Below are 18,098 nucleotides of genomic sequence, written 5' to 3' on the forward strand. Positions count from 1 at the left end.
AGGCATCGCATCTGCCACTGCCCCTGCATGACTGAAGCAAGCAACCCTTCCGGGGCCCAGGCCGGCCGCCACCGCCTCGTGATCGTGGGTGGAGGAGCCGGCGGGCTGGAACTGGCGGCCCGCCTCGGCCGCCGGCTCGGCCCCGACGCGCCGATCGACCTGACGCTGATCGACGCCGCTCTGACCCATGTGTGGAAGCCCCAGCTGCACGAGCTGGCAGCCGGCACGCTGGGCGGCCCCGACCAGGAGACCGACTACCTGCAGCAGGCGCAGCGCCACGGCTTCCGCTTTCACCTGGGCCGGCTGGAAATGATGGACCGCACGGCGCGCCAGCTGTGGCTGGCGCCGCTGGTGGACGACGATGGCCATACCGTGGCCCCGCGCCGCGCCGTGCCCTACGACACCGTGGTGCTGGCGCTGGGCAGCGTGGTCAACGACTTCGGCACGCCTGGCGTGCGCGAGCATGCGGTGGCGCTGGACACCGCCGACGATGCGCGGCGCTTCCATCGCCGGCTGCTGTCGCTGTGGGCGCGCAACGAGCTGCAGGCGTCCAGCGCGGGCGCCCGCACGCCGGTGCGCATCGCCATCGTCGGCGGCGGTGCCACCGGTGTGGAACTGGCGGCCGAGTTGATGGAGACGCTGTCCACGCTGGCCGGCTTCGTGCCGCACCTGGGCGGCTCGGGCCCGATCACGGCCGAAGGGCTGCCGGTGCGCATCCACCTGCTGGAGGCCGGGCCGCGCCTGCTGGCCGCACTGCCCGAGGCGGTGGCCGCGCAGGCGCAGGCCGACCTGCAGCGCCGCGGCATCGACGTGCGCACCGGCGTCAAGGTGACGGGTGTGACGGCCGGCAGCGTGCAGCTGGGCGAAGACAGCCTGCCCGCGGACCTGACCGTGTGGGCCGCCGGCATCCGCGGCCCGGAGGTGCTGACGCAGCTGGATGGTCTGGCGCTGACGCGCAGCGGCCAGCTGGTGGTGGGCCCCACGATGCAGACGCCGCAGGACCCGCGGGTGCTGGCCATCGGCGATTGCGCCTGGTGCACGCCCCAGCCCGGCGGGCCGGCGGTGCCGCCGCGCGCGCAAGCCGCACACCAGCAGGCCGACCTGCTGGCCCGCGCCCTGCCCGGCTTCATCCGCGGCGAGCCCTTGCCCGCCTTTCGCTACGACGACAAGGGCTCACTGGTGTCCATCGGCCGCCGCCATGCGGTGGGCCGCGTGGCCACGCCCGGTGGCGCAGGCAGCAGCGGCTTCAACCTAGACGGCCTGCTGGCCCGCTGGGCCTACTGGGGCCTGCAGCGCCAGCACATGGCCACGCTGCACGGCCTGCCACGCACGGTGCTGGCCACCGTAGGCGGCTGGCTGACGGCCCGCACGGTGCCGCCGGTGAAGCTGCACTGAGTGCCCTCTCGGGGAGACTGAGCCTCAGTTTTTGTACAAGTCCTTCACCCGCCCGAACAGGCGCGCCAGGCCGAACAGCGCGTCCACGTTCGGCGTCGGCACGTTCACCCGGCGGCCCAGTTCGTGCACCGCGCCGACGATGGCGTCCAGCTCCATCGGCCGGCCGGCCTGCACGTCCTGCAGCATCGAAGTGGAGATGGCGCCCAGCTTGCGCGTGACGGCATGGCGGTCGTCGGGGGCCTGGTCGATGCTGCAGCCGATGCGCCGGCCGATCTCGGCGGCCTCCTGCATCGCAGCCGAACAGAAGGCCCGCACCAGCGGGTCGTCCAGCACCCGGTCCACCGTGGCGCCGGTGATGGCCGACACGGGGTTCATCGTGAGGTTGCCCCACAGCTTGAACCAGATGTCGTAGCGCACGCGCGGTGAGGCCGTGGCGTCGAAGCCTGCTTCGCGCAGCACCGCGGCCCAGTCGTTCGCGCGCGCCGACTCACCGCCTGCCGGCTCGCCGATGATCAGGCCCTGCCCCATGCGGTGTTCCACCACGCCGGGCGCACTGGTGCCGGTGGCCGCATGCACCACGCAGCCCAGCACCCGCGGCAAGGCGATGGCCGAGGCGATGCGTCCGCCCGGGTCCACGCTGTCCAGCGGCGTATCGCCGATGCCGGGCAGGCCTTGCACGAACCACCAGGGCACGCCGTTCATCGCGGGCAGCACCACCGTGTGCGCATCCAGCAAGGGCGCCAGTTGCCCGGCCACCGCGGCCAGGGCCGGACCCTTGACCGCGATGACCACCAGATCCTGCGGACCGAGGGCGGCAGCGTCGTCGGACACGGTGGCGCAGGGCGCCTGGTGCAGCTCACCGGCTTCGCGCAGGCGCCAGCCGTGCTGCTGCAAGGCCTGCAGCGTCTGGCCCCGGGCCAGCGCGCTCACGCGGTGGCCGGCCAGGGCCAGCCTGGTACCCAGAAAGCCGCCGATGGCCCCGGCGCCGACGATGGCGATGCGGCGGGGCGTGCTCATCGCGCCCTCCGCTTTGAAGGTGAACACAGAGGTTGGAAGCGCGAAGGACAGCAGGTCATGTCATGGGCTTTCTGTGATCCAGCGGTCGATTCTGGCCTGCGACGGCGGCCCTGCGGTACAGCGCGGTGACGGCGGGCGAAGCATGACCCAGCCGGCCCTGCGCCGTGATCACCGGCAGCCCCTGGGCCAAGGCCTGAATCCCATGGGTGTGACGCAACCAGTGGCTGCTGGCGCGGCGCAGCGCCTGGGCGTCCGCGCTGTCGCCGGCAGCGGCGGCCTCCGCGGCACATTGGCGGAACAGGCGCTTGAACTGCTCGGCCAGCGTGGCCGCCGCGATGCCTTGCCGCGGATCGATCACCCGGCCCGAGGCCAGCCCGGGCGCCAGCAGGCCGAAGTCCGCGGCCTGGCCCAGCACCGGCACATCGGCCTGCGACGGATGCAGCGGGTCGGCCAGCAGGCCACGGGCGGTGAGTGAGGCCCGGAGCGTTTCCACCCAGCCGGCCGGCAGCTTGAGCTCACGCTCACGCGTACCGCGGCCGGGAACGTGCAGCCACAACGGGTCGGTGCCCGTGCCGGCTTCAGCCCGCAGGTCACCCAGCCGGGCCGCCACGGCTTCGAACAGCCGAAGCCCCAGGCCCTGCATCAGGCCCCAGGCCAGCCGCAACCGCAGCGTGGTGGCCGTGTCGGGCAGGCGGTGCAGGCGACGCGCCACCCAGACGCATTGGGCGGGCGTCAGACTGCGGCCGGCGTCCAGCGGCGGGCGGCGGTCGCTGCCCGCCGCGGCGCCCTGCCAGGGGTTGAGGCGCACATGCCCCTGCGACAGCCAGTGGGCGTACAGGTTGCGCAGGATGGTGATGGTCTGCCGCCGGGCGCTGGCCGACAGCGGCCCTTCGAACGGCCGCCACAGCGGCGACGAGCGCGGCTGGTGACGCGGCCCGCACCAATCGGCCCGGGGCTGTGGATCACGCACGAACTGCAGATAAGCCTGCACATCGGACGCCGACACCGACGACAGCGCCAGGCCCCGCACCAGCACCGCCCACAGCCAGAAGCGCTCGGCCTCACGCCGGTAGGCCCGCTGCGTGTGCGGCGAGGCGGCCGACTTGCCGTGCAGCCAGGCCATCAGCGCCTCCCGGTCGGTGGTGACGCCCAGCAGCGACAAGGCCTGCGGCTGGCGGAACCGTCCCTGGCGACCGTCCAGCGCTGGCGGAGGGTTGAAGCGCTCCAGCGGCACGGGGCCGGTGGCGTGGGCAGTCGATGGCCGGGCCGCCAGCGTGCGGTCATCCGCCTCAGGGCCCAGCGAGCCGCCATGGTCGCGCAGCCACTGCTCGATGCGGCCCGCCTTCAGGGCCCCGACGCCGCGGACCGGACGCCACCAGCGACCCGTCGCACCCTCGATGCGCCCCTTCAGTTGCCGCAGCGTGGTCAGGCCTGCAGCCATCAGGCGATCGGCCAGTTGCGGATCCAGCCAGGCGTCCACGGGATCGTCCAGCGCGGGCGGCCGGGTGCTGAGCGATTCCAGCCAGCGCAGCGCTTCCAGCTGGCGCGCCACCAGCCGGGCGCGGCGTCCCAGCCGTTGCACCGCGCGACCGTGCGCCGCTTGGTAGGCCTCCAGCTGCTCGGCCTCTGAGAAGTCTTCCAGCCCGCGTTCTGCTGCGAAGTCTTCCAGGCTGGGCAGGGCCGCCGCATCGTCCGGCACCCGGCTCAGGTCCACCAGCACCAGCCGCGCGACGCCGTGGCGCCGCTCGCGCCGCGCCGCGGCCGCGAACGCGTCGCGGAAGGCCTGCACCATCGCCCGCATGCGCGCCAGATCCTGCGGCGCTCCGTCCCCGGGGTGCAGGTAACGCACCCACGCGTCGCGCAGCCCCACGCCTTGCACCAGCGCCCGCATGAAGGCGAAGTGGCTGGTGTTCAGCTGCAGCGGCGCCCCCGAGGGCTCAACCAGCCGGTTTGGGGGGGCGGAAGGGGGTGGGAAGGCGGCCATGGTTGGAGCCGGGATTTTGGCGCTGTTTTTTGTGGTGGTTGATTACTGAGTTCAAGTGTACTTTGGTATTCGCGCGGTCTTGCGAGGTCAAGTTGACTGGTGGAGTGGCATGCCGGTACGGCTGCTGGTGAACGGCCGAGGCGTGCACCAACGTCAGGGTGCGCTGGCTGGCAGCCTGGTTGACCACCGTGGAAGCGGAGAGTTTTCGGGAGTGGGTTTTTTGGTGTTGCCGACAGGTGCCAAGGGCATATCAGCGGACGAGGCACCAGCGCCGTCCGGTGATAAGCGCCAAGGTGTGCGCTCAGGAGCGGACGGGCACGGGGGTCCTGCTAACCGCAAGTCGAAGGTTGGGGGAGACGGCGTTACGGAGCGACGGCCGGGCAAGGGGAGGGTCGGCGCGGCGCCCGCGTATTGGGGGATATCGGCCGTCTAACTGCGCAGGCGTGCATTGCACCCCCTAGCGGAGAGTTTTCAGGACTGCTCTTGACGCTTTCGACCCAGCGCAACGAAAAGGGGTTGGACCGTCCAACCCCCGGTAGAGCAGGGCGGAAATCGTCCCGGCTTCGCGGCGCTGAAGAGGTACAGCGGGCCGTGACTGAGGTCCGCCGATGGAGCACTGGACTGACTGAGAGGGCGCGAAGCAGTCGCGCTGCTGCGCACGATAGGCCTTCGTGCGCCAGCGTCTGGCTGCCAGGCTGACTGGCCAGGGCGTTCAGTCAGCGAGGCGGCACCAGTCGCTCCGGCGTCCTCCCGCATGATCACCGGTGGCTCTCGTTGTCGCGGCTGAGCAAACCGCGGCGATCACGGCCACGCGGATGTTCAACAAAAGGCTCGTCGCTTGTCCCGGCGGAATGCCATCAGGGGGCGCTGCCACATCAGTTCCGCCGCCTCACTCGCATGGCCTTGGGCATTGGCTGGATGATCTTCCGCACCTTCTGAGCGCAAGCACGTGACGTGAGAGAAAACGGGAAGCTCTAACTGAGCCGGCGGGGCTGACATGGATTGGCCGCTTGTTCCGGCGCCTTGCGGCGACTGAAACTTTTAGGCCAACTAGCGCGGCCGCAGGCTGTTGTCTCGTGACGGCACGCCAGGCACCGCCTCCGCTGGTCTAGCTTCGCTGACATATGGCAGGACCCCCTCGACGAGCCAGTGAGCCGACGTTGCAAGCGCGGGGGCTGACCGCTCGGCTGAGAAGGGGCTTCCGGCACACCGCGATCTTTGGATGCGCCGCGCACTAGGCGGGCTCGGCAGAGCGTGAAGGTCGTACGGTCGTCGCTCAGCCACGCCAAGGCACAGGCCTCGAAACTCCACGGCGAGCTAGAGCGCCGCTCATCGTCTCTCTTCGACAAAGGGAAGCAAGGATTCAGCTGGCTCGGAGGAGTACGCGGTGCAATCTCGTCCGTAGCAACGCCGCAGGGTAGGCGAGCACTCAGCGCAAGCAAAGCGCAGATCGCACAAGCGTAGCTCCCGTCTTTCGTCTGTGCGCTTCAGGCGGTGCCGATGAGCCCGAAGGCGCTCCAAGCCCCGCGCCAACCGATCACCCAAAGAAAAAGGGGGTTGGACCGTCCAACCCCCTTTTCTTGTCCAACCCCCTCGGGGCGACTACTTTGGCAGTGCAAAGAACTCGCGCAAGGCTGCCGCCAGCGCATCTCGTTGCGAGTCGCTCAGTGCGCGCTGAAAGCGCACCACCGTCCTCCCCTGATCGTCACTGCCGATCACGGCCAGCCGCTCGCGGTCGTTCTGGATCACCTGCTCGGGCACCGGCGCCGTCAGCGGACGATCGTCCATGTCCAGCAGCCGCTCCAGCACCTGTTTCGCAGTCAAGGCCTCTGTGCGTGCCGCCAACGCCTTCGCACGCGCCATCAAGCCGTCCGGATCTTTCTGCTGCGCATCGTTCAGCAGCTTGGCCCAGCGGAACTGCAGATCAAGCGGTGAAGAGAAGGCGTCCACCACCGCCTTAGGCAGCCGCGCCAGCGACAAGGCCTTGCCCACGTCACCCAGGTCGCGCCCAATGGCTGCAGCCAGCTGGCGGTTGGAGGCGTACAGCCCAGCGTCCAGTGCGCGGGCATACATCATCCCTTGCTCCCACGCGGACAGATCCTTGCGGGCGCGGTTCTCGCGCTCCATGGCCACGAACAGCTCCTGCTCGTTGACCGGGGCCACCATGGCCAGCACCGGAATGCCCAGCTCGAGGCAGGCGCGGTGCCGACGATGGCCGAACACGATCTCATACAGCGCGCCGCCGGTAGCGAGGGGGTTGGACTGTCCAACCCCCTCCGTGACGGCAGCGGTCCCACCCTGGATCGGACGCACCTTGATCGGCTGCACGTTGCCGTTGGCCGCCGCGATTTCATCCTTGAGCGCCGCAAAGTCAGGCCCTTCGAACGACGCGGCATGCCGGTTCGCCCAGGCCGAAGGGCGGATCAACCGCGGGTCCAACTGGCGCACGGGCAGGGCGCCTTCATAGCGCGCCAGCTCCTCCCGCAAACTCTCCGCCTCCTTGATGGCGGTCGATTGCGCCGACATGAAATGCAGCATCGAACCCGGCGCCGTCTTCGCTCGGATCTCTTCCGCCGGCTTCGGCGCTACGGGCTCCTTGGGTGCGGCGGACGGCATCTGAATCAGCCCCGCCTTCTCAAACAATTTCTTCGCCATCACCTAGTTCCTCGTGCCGTGGGCGCCGCGGCCGGCACACCACCCGCCGCGCCGGCGCCACCATTCAAAGCCGCCTGCTCCAACACCTGACGGCGCCACACCGACCACACCGAACGCTCGATATGCGAAACGAAGGTGTCGTACGCGTCGCGCGCGCGCTTGAAGGTCTTCGCGCTGCCGTCATAGCGCGCAATGTCGTAGACGGTGCCGAACTCTGCGCTGGTGGTGGCCGCTACCGCGGTTTTCGGAATTTCCACCGGCAGCACTTTTTCGGCATAAGTCTGGCCGATCCACTGCCGCACGATGTTGCTGGCCGCATCCGCCGAATCCACCCGCGCCAGCAGCACGTGGATGAAGTCGAATTCCTTGGTGAGTCCGCGTTTGGTCAGCAGTTCCGAGGTCAGGTCGGCAAACAGGCTCCAAAACTGAGAAGCCGATGCGAAGTCCAGCGCATTGGGCGGCAGCGGCATGATGATGCCGTTGGACGCCATGAAGGCATTGATGGTGGTGTAAGACAGCGAAGGCGGCGTGTCGATCACGATCACGTCGTAGTCGCCACGCACATCGTCAATGCCCAGGTCCAGCACCCGCCAGAACTCGAAGCCCGGCTCCTGCGTCTGCCGAGCGGGCAGCGCAAATTCGGCGCCGAACAGCATGGGCGCCGCGGCCACCAGATCGATGCCGTCCCAGTAAGTCGGGCGGATGGCATAGCGGATCGAAGTTTCCGAGCCCATCGCCAACGGCAGGATGGTGTCGTCCTCCTCCACCTCCGTGTCGGGCAGGATGCCGAACAGGGTGGTCAACGAGCCCTGCGGATCGGTGTCGACCACCAGCACCTTGTGGCCCAGCAGGGTCAAGCCCTGCGCCAGCGTCACCGCGGTGGTGGTCTTGGTCACCCCGCCTTTGAAGTTGCCGATCGCGATGGTCACCGCCTCACCGCCTGCGGGCCTCAGCCACTCCTTGCGGTATTCGCGGATCCAGGTCCGGGCTTCCGCCAAGCTGAACTCCCGCCGGCTGCCGGCATCGTTCAGCCGGCCCGCCGGCAGGTCACCACGGGTGATGCGGTGGCTGAGCGATCCTTTTTCGATGCCCAGCATCGCAGCCAGCTGGCTGAGGTTGAAGACGGGCGGTGCCTTGCGCGCCGTCGGCGCCAGCATCGCGGTACGGATCTCGCCCATCATCGCGACGGCACGGTCTGCCTGGTCGCGGATGCCATCCAACGGAATGGGCCGCGGCGGCTTGATTGTCATGTGGTCCAACAGAACGCTCCTGGTTTCACGAACCGTGCAAGCTTGACGTTTAGCTTGCTCTGGGAGCTGATTCTGTCAACGTCCCCATCGCTTGCAAAGCGAAAAAGGCCGTGGCGAGCTGCTGGACCGCATTGTGGACGACTCCAACGACTGCGCCCCGGGGTTTAACGAATTCAATACCCTTCAAGCCCTTTAATACCTTTAGGGCCAGAATAACCGTTTGAAATCAACAGCTTAGGCCGATCCAGGTGAGTGGATGCAGGAGCCTGCGGAGGCTTTGCGGGAGCTTGGCGGAGGGGATGCGGGGGCGATGCGGAGAATTTTCAGGAGGGGGCGGAGCGGGGTCGGGATAGCCCTTCAGGCGGGTCCGGACGGCCCCGGGAAGCGGCCGCAGCGCCTTCGCAACCCCTCTGAAGGTCAAAGATCAGGCGCCAAGGCGGCGTCATTCAGCCGCTGCGGAGAGCTTTCGGGAATGCTTCGTCGCCCGCAGGCCCCCTGAAAACCCTCCGCCTGACGGGCCCTGCGGCGGCTCAGGTGAGGGTTTTCAGGAGGCAAGGGCACAGCAGCCGCAGGTGCAGCGGCCTCTCACGTGAGACTATTCAGGAAAGTACGGCCAGCGGCACTCACCACTTTGATGTGAGAAGCTCGTTCACATCAGCAAAAGCTCGGCTACAGTGCGGCGCCATGACGTCCGAGCTGGTCCTCACCGAGCAGACGCCGCTCTTCGAGGCCGGCGCGCCTGAGTTCGCCGCCGCGGTGGTGCCGCCATCGCCGCGTCGGGCTGCGCGTGGGCGCGCGCCGGTGGCTGAGATCACCGTGCCGCTGCGCAAGCCGGTCAACACGCTGGCCATCGTGCCCAAGTCGCAGCGCATCACCTCGCTGGGCCGCAAGAGCTACAACGTGCTGCTGTTCGAGGCTCAGTCCCAGGGCCTGGACAAGGACGTGTTCAGCGCGCCGCTGGAACGCATCATCCGCGGCGTCGATTTCGACTCCAACGACCAGGAACTGATCAAGAAGCACCTGCGCGCGATGGTCTCCACCACGGTGGAGTGGCAGTCGCCCACCACCGGTGAAGGCACCACCTGGAACGTCAGCGGCCTGCTGGCGCATGCGCGGCTCAGCAAGATCCGCGGCCAGGTGTGGGTGGAGTGGTCGTATGCGGTCAACCTGAAGCAGGAGCTGCTGCAGCCCACCGTGTTCGCCCGGCTGTCGCTGGAGATCATCTCGCAGCTGCGCTCGCACGCCGGCATCGCGCTCTACGAGATCTGCTCGCGCTACAAGGACATCGGCCGCACCTCGCGCCAAGCCTGGGCCTGGTGGCGCCCGGTGCTCAGCGGCCGGCCCGAGAACGAGAAGACCGCCAAGCTCGAGTACCGCATCTTCAAGCGCGACACGTTGAAGCCGGCCATCGCCGAGGTGTGCGCCATCACCGACATCGACGTCGAGCTGGTGGAGCACAAGGCGGGCCGCTTCGTGTCCGAGCTGCAGTTCCTCATCCGCCCCAAGGCGCGCGAGGCGATGCCGCCGCGCCAGCCGCCGCAGCCGGTGGACCTGAGCGCCGTCACCCAGGCGCGGGTACTGGGCATCGACGACAACCGCGCCGAAGAGCTGATCGAGACCTATGGCCAGCAGGCCTTCACCGAAGGTCTGGAGGCCTTGCGCAAGCGGCTGGAAACCGCCTTCCCTGAGCCGCTGCGCGACCCGTTCCGCTACCTCAAGGCCCTGCTGTCGGGTGAAGCGACGCAGCGCGCCGCCAAGGCCGCGATCGAGCGCCACGACGCGCCTGCCGCCAGCCCGGCCGAGTCCGCGGCCGCAGCCCGCAGCGAAGAAGACCGCGCCGCGCAGGCGCGCCGTGAGGCCCGCTGGACCGAGGCCTGGATCCGCCAGCGCCGCGAGCAGATCGTGCGCGACATCGCCGGCCTGTCGGCCGAGGAGCAGGCCCGGCTGTCGCAGGCACTGCTGGAAGACATGGAGGCGCGCCAGGTGCACCCCTCCATCCGCAAGCGGCTGCAGACCAGCGGCTGGCAGCATGCGCTGGTGGTGGCCGAGATGATCCGCTTCTACGCGGTGGGTGCCATCGGCGACGACTGGGACCGCCCGACGCCCGAGCAGCTGCTGGCCATCGCCAGCCAGCTGGGCGACGGCGCGCCTGGCGGCCGGGGGACTTAAGCCCCCAAGCTCGCTGCGCTCGCGCCCCCCCGAGGGGGATCTCAGTCCCTTGGGACGGCCCGGCGGGACTGACTTGGCCCCCAAGCTCGCTGCGCTCGCGGCCCCCCGAGGGGGATCTCAGTCCCTTGGGACGGCCCGGCGGGACTGACATGGCCCCCAAGCTCACTTCGCTCGCGGCCCCACCGAGGGGGATCTCAGTCCCTTGGGACGGCCCTGCGGGACTGAGGTGCTGCCCCCAAGCTCGTTGACGCGGTCTGCCCCCCGGCCCGCTCAAGGCCCCCGGCGCCAGGCCGATAACCCGCCATCGTCCCGCCCTGCCCGGGATGCAGGCCGGCACCCGGCCCCAAGGCCCGACCGATGCAGTCGCTCTCCGCCCTCGAGCCCCTTGCCCGCACCACCGCCCCCGGCCCGGCCGACGCGGTGGCGGCCGGCGCGGCTTCGGCGCGCTCCCGCCGGGGCGCGCGGCTGCAGCCATGGTGGGCCGCGCTGCGCCAGTCGGCACTGGCCATCGGGCTCAGCGGTTTCCTGCTGGCGTTGTTGTGGCTGGGCATCGGCTACGAGCTGGCGGAAGAACGCAGCGGCGCGGTGCAACAGGCCCAGCGCAACCTCGGCAACCTGACGCGCGCCTTCGCCGAGCACACCACCAAGACCATCGAGGGTGCCGACCAGGCCGTGCGCTACGTGCGCAACGAATACCTGGAACGGGGCGCCGCGTTCGACGTCGGGGCCTTCCTGGCCCGTGGTGTCGTCGGGCCTGAGTACCACCTGGTGTCCATCATCGGCGCCAATGGTCTGGTGAGCCATTCCACCCAGCCCTTCCAGCGGGTGGACCTGCGCGACCGCGAGCACTTCAAGGTGCATGCCCAGGGTGGTGCCGACAAGCTCTTCATCAGCAAGCCGGTGCTGGGGCGGGTGTCCAACAAGTGGTCCATCCAGCTCACACGCCGCATCGATGCACCCGGCGGCCGCTTCGATGGCGTGGTGGTGCTGTCCATGTCGCCCGACTACCTGACGCGCTTCTATGGCGAGGTGGACCTCGGCCGCCATGGCGCCATCATGCTGGTGGGCGAGGACGGCGTGGTGCGGGCCAGCGCCAGCCCGGCCGACAACGCAGGCCTGCACAACATCGCGCAGACCGCATTGTTCCGCCAGGCCATGGCCGGGCAGGTGGGCACGCTGCGCAGCGCCAGCCCCATCGACGGCATCGACCGCCAGTGGGCCTATCGCCGGCTGGATGCGTACGGCCTCATCGTGCTGTGCGGCGTCGGCATGGACGAGGTGCTGGCCGATTCCAACGAGCTGCGGCGCACGGCGCTGGCGGGTGCCGTGCTGGTGAGCTTGGTGGTGCTGGCCTTCATGGTGCTGCTGGTGCGCCATGCCCACCGGCAGATCGCGCTGGTGGCCGCGCTGGAAGCTGGCCGCAGCGCGGCGCAGGCGGGCAACCGCCTGAAGACACGCTTCCTGGCCAGCGTTTCGCACGAGCTGCGCACGCCGCTCAACGGCATCCTGGGTTATGCCGAGACCATCCGCGACACCAGCCCCGATGCCGAGGCGCGCGACCATGCGGCCGTGATCCATGCCAGTGCCAGCCAGTTGCACGGCATGGTGAACAACATCCTCGACCTGGTGAAGATCGAGACCGGCCGCATGCCGGTGCAGCCGGTGGACGTGGCCGTCTCGCCCTGGCTGCGCGACCTGCATGCGCGCCATGCCGGCACCGCCCAGGCGCGCGGCCTGCGCCTGTGGCTGGCGCTGCAGCCCGGCTGCCCCGACGACGTGCACACCGACCCCGCGCGGCTGGACCGCGTGCTGGACCAGCTGGTGGCCAATGCGCTGAAGTTCACCGCCGAAGGCGAGGTCTCCATCATCGCCCGTGGCGGTGAGGGCGGCGCTCTGATGATCGACGTCGCCGACACCGGCGTCGGCATGTCGGCCGACAAGCTGGCCGGCGTGTTCCACAGCTTTGAAACGGCGCTGGGCAGCTTCGACCATGCCGGCCAGGGCGCCGGCCTGGGCCTGCCGCTGGCGCAGCAGCTGGTGCAGCGGCTGGGTGGCCAGCTCACGCTTGCCTCCACCCCCGGCCAGGGCACCACCGCCACGGTGTGGCTGCCTTCGCGGGCCCAGCCTTCTTCCCTTTCCACCGAGGACACGCACGATGTCTGACCTGACCGGCGTGGCGGCCCTACCCGACGCCAGCCCCACCGACACCGCCGACGCCACGCGGCGGGCTCTGGTGGTGGACGACAACCAGCTCAACAGCCAGCTGGTGGCCATGTTCCTGCGCCGCCTGGGCTGGCAGGCCGAGGTGGTGGACGACGGCAGCGCTGCGCTGGCCTGCCTGGCCGAGCGCAGCTACCACCTGGTGCTGCTGGACCTGCGCATGCCGCAGATGGGCGGTGAGCAGGTGTGCCGACGCATCCGCCAGGAGCTGGGCCTGACCCAGTTGCCCGTGGTGGCCTACACCGCCCACAGCATGCCCGAGGACAAGCAGCGCATGCTGGCCGCCGGCTTCAACGAGCTGTTGATCAAGCCGATCTCGTTCCAGGACGTGCGCCAGCTCTGCCATGCACTCTGACGCCGTGATGCTGGGCGCCGCCGAGGCGGCGCAGGCCGCCGCGATGGCCGAGTTGCCCGCCGCCCCGCGCTGCACCGTCTGGGTGGCGGTGCCCGAGCCCGAGCTGGCCGAGGCCATCGCCCAGGCGCTGCGCCAGGCCGGCGCCCGCGTCGACGCGGTGGTGCACGACGTGCTGGGCATCAAGCGGCTGCTGATGCAGCCGCGCTGCCCCTTGCCCTCGGTGCTGCTCACCGGGCTGCGCTTTCCCGACGGTGATGCCTTCCAGCTGATGCGGCTGCTGGCCCGCCGGGCCGATGCACCCGCGTTCTTCGTCGTCAGCCGCCAGCAGCGCGCCGTCATCAAGGCGGCCACCACGCTGGCCTCGGTCTGCGGCCTGGCGCTGGCTGGCGTCATCGAGCTGCCGGCGCAGCCTGAAGCCATCGCCCGCGACCTGCTGGCCTACCCCGGCCGCCATGCGCCGGCGGTGGCCCCAGCCACGGCGCCCCAGCCCGAGCTGGAACGCCATGAATTGCTGGCGCTGCTGGACCGCGACGTGCTGCAGCCCTGGATGCAGCCCAAGCTGCGCCTGGCCACCGGCGAGATCATCGGCTTCGAGGCGCTGATGCGCGCCCACGATGCCGACGGTGTGGTGGTGATGCCCGACCGGCTGGTGGCCGCGCTGCAGCGCCACCAGCTGCTGGACCAGGCCACGCTGCACATGGCGCGCCGCACGGTGGAATTCGTGGCCACCTGCCTGCAGGAGGGCATGGCCGTCAGCGCCTCCATCAACGTGTCGATGCAGTCGCTGTCCAACGTGGCCTTCTGCCAGGAACTGGCGGCCGCGGTGGACCATGTGCAGCTGGACCCCAGCTGGATCACCATCGAGATCACCGAAACCGATGCGATGGCCGACCTGGCCTCCGTCATCGAGAACACCGGCCGCATCCGCATGCTGGGCTTCAACCTGGCCATCGACGACTTCGGCACCGCCTATTCCAGCTTCTTCCAGCTCTCGCGCATTCCGTTCTCGGAGCTGAAGATCGAGCGCGCCTTCATCACCAGCCTGGGTGAAGACCGCGGCAAGCAGGGCATCGTCAAGGCCTGCGCGATGCTGGGGGCCTCGCTGGGCATGCACGTGGTGGCCGAAGGCGTGGAAACCGCCGAGGAACTGGCCCAGGTGCGCGCCGCCGGCTGCACCGAGGTGCAGGGCTACCTGGTTTCGCGCCCGATGCCGGCGCCGCAGGCGCTGGACTGGCTGCGCGCGCTGCCGGAGCAGCGCTTTCCCCTGTAAGGAGGGCCAGGCTCAGCAGCCGGCCACCGTCACCGGCTCGGGCCGGCGCAGCACCGCCGTCGCTTCCAGCAGCAGGCCTTCGCACAGCACGGCCGCGCGCATCGGATGGCTGCCGCGCAGCGCGATCTCCACGTCGGCGGCATGCTCGCTCAGCGCCGCATGGCCGAAGGAGCCGGCCGTGCCACGCAAGGTGTGCACCACGCGGCCCAGCGTGCCCCAGTCGGCCACCCGCAGCGCCTGGCGGATGGCTTCCACCTGCGCCGGCAGGCCGGCGCGGAAGGCCTGGCGCAGCTGCATCATCTCGCGCTGGAAGGCGGCCTCGTTCTCGTCGCCCTCGAAGCCCAGTCCCAGGTGCTCGCGGATCACCTCGTAGAAGCGCTCGCGGTCCACCGGCTTGGCCAGCACGTCGTTGCAGCCGGCGTCGCGGTAGCGCTGCACGTCGCCCTTCATCACGTTGGCGGTCAGGGCGATGATGCGCGCCTTGCAGTGCGACGCACGCAGCCGCCGCGCGGCGGTCTCGCCGTCCATCACCGGCATCTGCATGTCCATGAGGATGAGGTCGAAGTCCTGGCGCAAGGCCAGCTCCACCGCTTCCTTGCCGTTGCCGGCCACGGTCACGCCCAGGCCCGCCTGCTTCAAGAAGGCGGTGAGCAGCCGCTGGTTGTCGATGCCGTCCTCGGCCAGCAGCACACGGCCTGCCAGCTCGGGCACCGAGATCGCCGTGATCGCGAAGTCGCCCCGGCCATAGTCCACCAGGTCGCCTTCCATCGTCAGCAGCTCGGCGCGCGGCACCGGCGCCGGCAGCGGCAATTCCAGCGTGAAGCGGCTGCCGCGCTGCGGTTCGCTTTCCACGCTCAGCCGGCCGCCCAGCAGCGTGGCCAGCTGGTGCGAGATGTACAGCCCCAGGCCCGAGCCGCCGAACTTGCGCGTGGTCGAGGCATCGGCCTGGGTGAAGGGCTGGAACAGCCGTGCCAGCTGCGCCGGCGACATGCCGATGCCGGTGTCCGCCACCACGAAGCGCATGGCCGGCACCTCAGGCAGGTAGGCCAGCTCCAGCATCACGCTGCCGCGCGGCGTGAACTTGATGGCGTTGCTCAGGAAGTTCAGCAACACTTGCTTCAGGCGCACGGGGTCTGTGCGCAGGCTGGGCGGCAGCGGCAGCTGGGGCAGCACCTGGAAGTCCAGCCCGCGCTCGGCGGCGCGGCCGGCCACCAGCGCGTTCAGGTCGCGCAGCAGCACCGGCAGCGGCAGGTCCAGCTGCTCCAGGTCCACCTGCTGCGTCTCGATCTTGGCCAGGTCCAGGATGTCGTTGATGACCTCCAGCAGATGGCGGCCGTTGCGGATGATGGCCTGCAGCGCCTCCTCGCGGTCCACCATGCTGCGGCCGGGCTGCATCAACAGCTCGGCAAAGCCGATGATGGAAGTCAGCGGCGTGCGGATCTCATGGCTCATGTTGGCCAGGAAGGCGCTCTTGGCATTGCTGGCGGCCAGCGCCTCGTCGCGCGCCTGGCGCGCTTCTTCGGTGCGTGCGCGCACCGTGGCTTCCTGTTCGGCCAGCAGCCGGTCCAGCCGGGCCTGGGTGTCCTTTAGCTCCTGCTGCGCCAGCTTGCGGGCGGCCCGCTCCAGCGCCAGGCGGCGCTCCAGGGCGTCGATCAGCGGCTTCATCGGCCGCTCCAGGCCGCGTCACCGCGCCGTGCGGGCACGGCGGCGGTCGGCTTGAGCGGCAGCGGGCAGGGGCGGGCGGTGTGCACGGGCAGGGCGCGGTCGAGAAGGGCCTTTGACGGCCTGAGGTCTTCTGTCTTCGGCCTGCCCACCCGCATCTTGAGCCGCCGGGGCCGGCCCGCCGCCGAGCGCAGCGAGCTTGGGGGCTAACCTCAGTCCCGCCGGGCCGCCCCAAGGGACTGAGCGCCCCCTCGGGGGGCAGCGAGCGCAGCGAGCTTGGGGGCTAACCTCAGTCCCGCCGGGCCGCCCCAAGGGACTGAGATCCCCCTTGTATCTTCCCGACCCAGCCCTCCAGAGTTTCTCTGAAGGCCGACCGTGTCGCGGTTGCTGCGCCAAACCTGATGCCCCCTCGAGCTTGCAGCTCGTCCCCAAGCCTGAGGTCAACGCAGCGGCCCGTCTTGTCCAACCGTGTAGCCCGAACAGTTGCCAATCATGAGCATGCATCCGCAAGGTGGGGTAGCGAACGTGGATCGTCGCATCAACGTCGGTATCGACGTGGCCAAGCAGCATTTCGATGTCAGCCTGGACACCTCGATGCGGCGCCTGGGCAACGACACCGCGGGACACGACGAGGTGATCGCGATGTGCCGGCAGGCCGACGTCGACCTGGTGGTGCTGGAGGCCAGCGGTGGCTACGAACGCGCGCTGGTGCTGGCCTTGCAGGAAGCGGGCTTCAGCGTGGTGCGGATCAACCCGCGCCAGGCGCGTGACTTCGCCAAGTCGATGGGCGTGCTGGCCAAGACCGACCAGGTCGACGCCCGCGTGCTGCGCGACTTCGCCAACGTGCTGGCCGTGCATCCGGACCGTGCCGCCTACATCACCGCCCCGCAGGAGCCGCAGCGCGCCGAGCTGGCGGCGCTGGTGGCGCGCCGCAGGCAGCTGGTGGACATGCGCGTGGCCGAGGCCAACCGGCTGCAGCAGACGACCTTGCCCAAGGCCGTACGCAGCATCCAACAGGTGCTGCGCCTGCTGGACCGCCAGATCGAGATGGTGGACAAGGACACCGACGACCACCTGGACCGCCATTTCAAGCAGCAGCGCACCTTGCTCGACAGCGTCAAGGGCGTGGGGCCGGTGACGGTCATCACCCTGACGGCGATCCTGCCGGAGCTGGGCAAGCTGCAACGCCGCCAGATCGCCAAGCTGGTGGGGGTGGCGCCGCTGGCCAATGACTCCGGCAAGCGCCAGGGCAAGCGACGCACATGGGGCGGGCGCGCCGATGTGCGCGCGGTGCTGTACATGGCCACGCTGTCGGCGGTCAGGTTCAACCCGGCCGTCAAGGCCTTCTACGCGCGCTTGGTGGCCGCCGGTAAGCCCAAGAAGGTGGCGCTGGTGGCCTGCATGCGCAAGCTGCTGACCGTGCTCAACGCCATGCTGCGAGACCAGGCCACCTGGGACGCCGCCAAGCACCTGCAGCCCGCGTCAGAGGCTTGACTTCGAACACAGTTGCTTGGGGGGGCAGCGAGCGCAGCGAGCTTGGGGGCTAACCTCAGTCCCGCCGGGCCGCCCCAAGGGACTGAGATCCCCCTTGGGGGGGCGCGAGCGCAGCGAGCTTGGGGGCCAACCTCACCGCTCGCGGGCCATGGCCACCAGCAGGCCGGCCAGCACGCCCACGGCGGCGGCCACGCCGATGGCGGCATAGGGGTGGGCATGCACCTGGGTGTCCACCGCGCGGGCGGCGCTGCGGGCGCGCAGCATCGCTTCTTCTTCCAGCATCTGCAGCTGCTCGCGGCTGTGCTGCAGGCGCGAGGCCAGGCGGTCGCGCAGGGCCTGCACCTGTTCGTCGCCCTGCTTCAGGCCCGACTTGATCAGCGCATCGGCATCGTCCACCGCGTGGCGCAGGCCCTCGGTGATGCGATCCTGGATGGCGTGTTCTTTCGAAAGGTCGGTCATGGCAGCTCCTGTGGATGGTTAAGGGGGCCGTCGTTCGTGTCGCAGCCCTGCTTGCACTGTAGCCGCGGGGCGCTGCGATGCCGGCGACAGGGCTTGACCGGCATCAAGGGGCGCCTGCCGGGGGCTGGCCACACTGGTGCCCAGACCCCCCACTTCGAAAGCAACGCC

At 69.7% G+C, this 18,098-nt stretch carries 12 protein-coding genes; 6 read left to right on the plus strand and 6 right to left on the minus strand.

Going from position 1 to position 18,098, the window contains the following annotated elements:
- Nucleotides 1-27: 27 nt before the first annotated feature.
- Nucleotides 28-1,395, plus strand: coding sequence for an NAD(P)/FAD-dependent oxidoreductase (locus MW290_RS07355; RefSeq protein ID WP_250194029.1), 1,368 nt, complete (start codon nt 28-30; stop codon nt 1,393-1,395).
- 24 nt (nt 1,396-1,419) lie between these two features.
- On the opposite strand, the gene MW290_RS07360 is transcribed toward MW290_RS07355, so the two are convergent.
- From MW290_RS07360 to MW290_RS07375, 4 genes are all read right to left on the minus strand, one after another.
- Nucleotides 1,420-2,412, minus strand: coding sequence for a 2-dehydropantoate 2-reductase (locus tag MW290_RS07360; protein WP_250194030.1), 993 nt, complete (start codon nt 2,410-2,412; stop codon nt 1,420-1,422).
- A 55-nt stretch (nt 2,413-2,467) separates the two neighbouring features.
- A complete protein-coding gene (locus MW290_RS07365; RefSeq protein WP_250194031.1) occupies nt 2,468-4,396 on the minus strand; it encodes a site-specific integrase in 1,929 nt (642 codons plus the stop codon).
- A 1,602-nt stretch (nt 4,397-5,998) separates the two neighbouring features.
- Nucleotides 5,999-7,051 (minus strand): ParB/RepB/Spo0J family partition protein, encoded by a 1,053-nt coding sequence (locus MW290_RS07370; RefSeq protein ID WP_250194032.1) that lies wholly within the window; start codon nt 7,049-7,051, stop codon nt 5,999-6,001.
- A complete protein-coding gene (locus tag MW290_RS07375; RefSeq protein ID WP_250194033.1) occupies nt 7,051-8,148 on the minus strand; it encodes a ParA family protein in 1,098 nt (365 codons plus the stop codon). The genes MW290_RS07370 and MW290_RS07375 overlap by 1 nt, the downstream gene beginning before the upstream one ends.
- A gap of 837 nt (nt 8,149-8,985) precedes the next feature.
- On the opposite strand from MW290_RS07375, the gene MW290_RS07380 reads away from it, so the two are divergent.
- The 4 genes from MW290_RS07380 to MW290_RS07395 all read left to right on the plus strand — a co-directional run bounded on the left by MW290_RS07380 (nt 8,986) and on the right by MW290_RS07395 (nt 14,315).
- Complete coding sequence (locus tag MW290_RS07380; RefSeq protein ID WP_250194034.1) at nt 8,986-10,470, plus strand: replication initiation protein; 1,485 nt, start codon at nt 8,986-8,988, stop codon at nt 10,468-10,470.
- A 357-nt stretch (nt 10,471-10,827) separates the two neighbouring features.
- Nucleotides 10,828-12,633, plus strand: a complete 1,806-nt coding sequence (locus MW290_RS07385) for a sensor histidine kinase (RefSeq protein ID WP_250194035.1) — start codon at nt 10,828-10,830, stop codon at nt 12,631-12,633.
- The gene (locus MW290_RS07390; RefSeq protein WP_250194036.1) at nt 12,626-13,045 is read left to right on the plus strand and encodes a response regulator; all 420 of its coding nucleotides are present in this window, start codon (nt 12,626-12,628) and stop codon (nt 13,043-13,045) included. The genes MW290_RS07385 and MW290_RS07390 overlap by 8 nt, the downstream gene beginning before the upstream one ends.
- Complete coding sequence (locus MW290_RS07395) at nt 13,035-14,315, plus strand: EAL domain-containing response regulator (protein ID WP_250194037.1); 1,281 nt, start codon at nt 13,035-13,037, stop codon at nt 14,313-14,315. Before MW290_RS07390 ends, MW290_RS07395 begins: the two co-directional genes overlap by 11 nt.
- A 12-nt stretch (nt 14,316-14,327) precedes the next feature.
- Here the strand turns inward: MW290_RS07395 and MW290_RS07400 are convergent, their stop codons facing one another.
- Nucleotides 14,328-15,980, minus strand: coding sequence for an ATP-binding protein (locus MW290_RS07400; protein WP_250194038.1), 1,653 nt, complete (start codon nt 15,978-15,980; stop codon nt 14,328-14,330).
- 495 nt (nt 15,981-16,475) lie between these two features.
- Here MW290_RS07400 and MW290_RS07405 point away from each other — a divergent pair, with 495 nt between their 5' ends.
- Nucleotides 16,476-17,471, plus strand: coding sequence for an IS110 family RNA-guided transposase (locus MW290_RS07405; RefSeq protein WP_445659481.1), 996 nt, complete (start codon nt 16,476-16,478; stop codon nt 17,469-17,471).
- A gap of 132 nt (nt 17,472-17,603) precedes the next feature.
- On the opposite strand, the gene MW290_RS07410 is transcribed toward MW290_RS07405, so the two are convergent.
- Nucleotides 17,604-17,930: a DUF883 family protein gene (locus tag MW290_RS07410; RefSeq protein WP_250194040.1), complete on the minus strand. Its 327-nt coding sequence runs from the start codon at nt 17,928-17,930 to the stop codon at nt 17,604-17,606.
- Between the last annotated feature and the right edge of the window lie 168 nt (nt 17,931-18,098).

Source organism: Aquincola tertiaricarbonis (assembly GCF_023573145.1).
In the GTDB taxonomy this organism is placed as follows: Bacteria; Pseudomonadota; Gammaproteobacteria; order Burkholderiales; family Burkholderiaceae_C; genus Aquincola; species Aquincola tertiaricarbonis_B.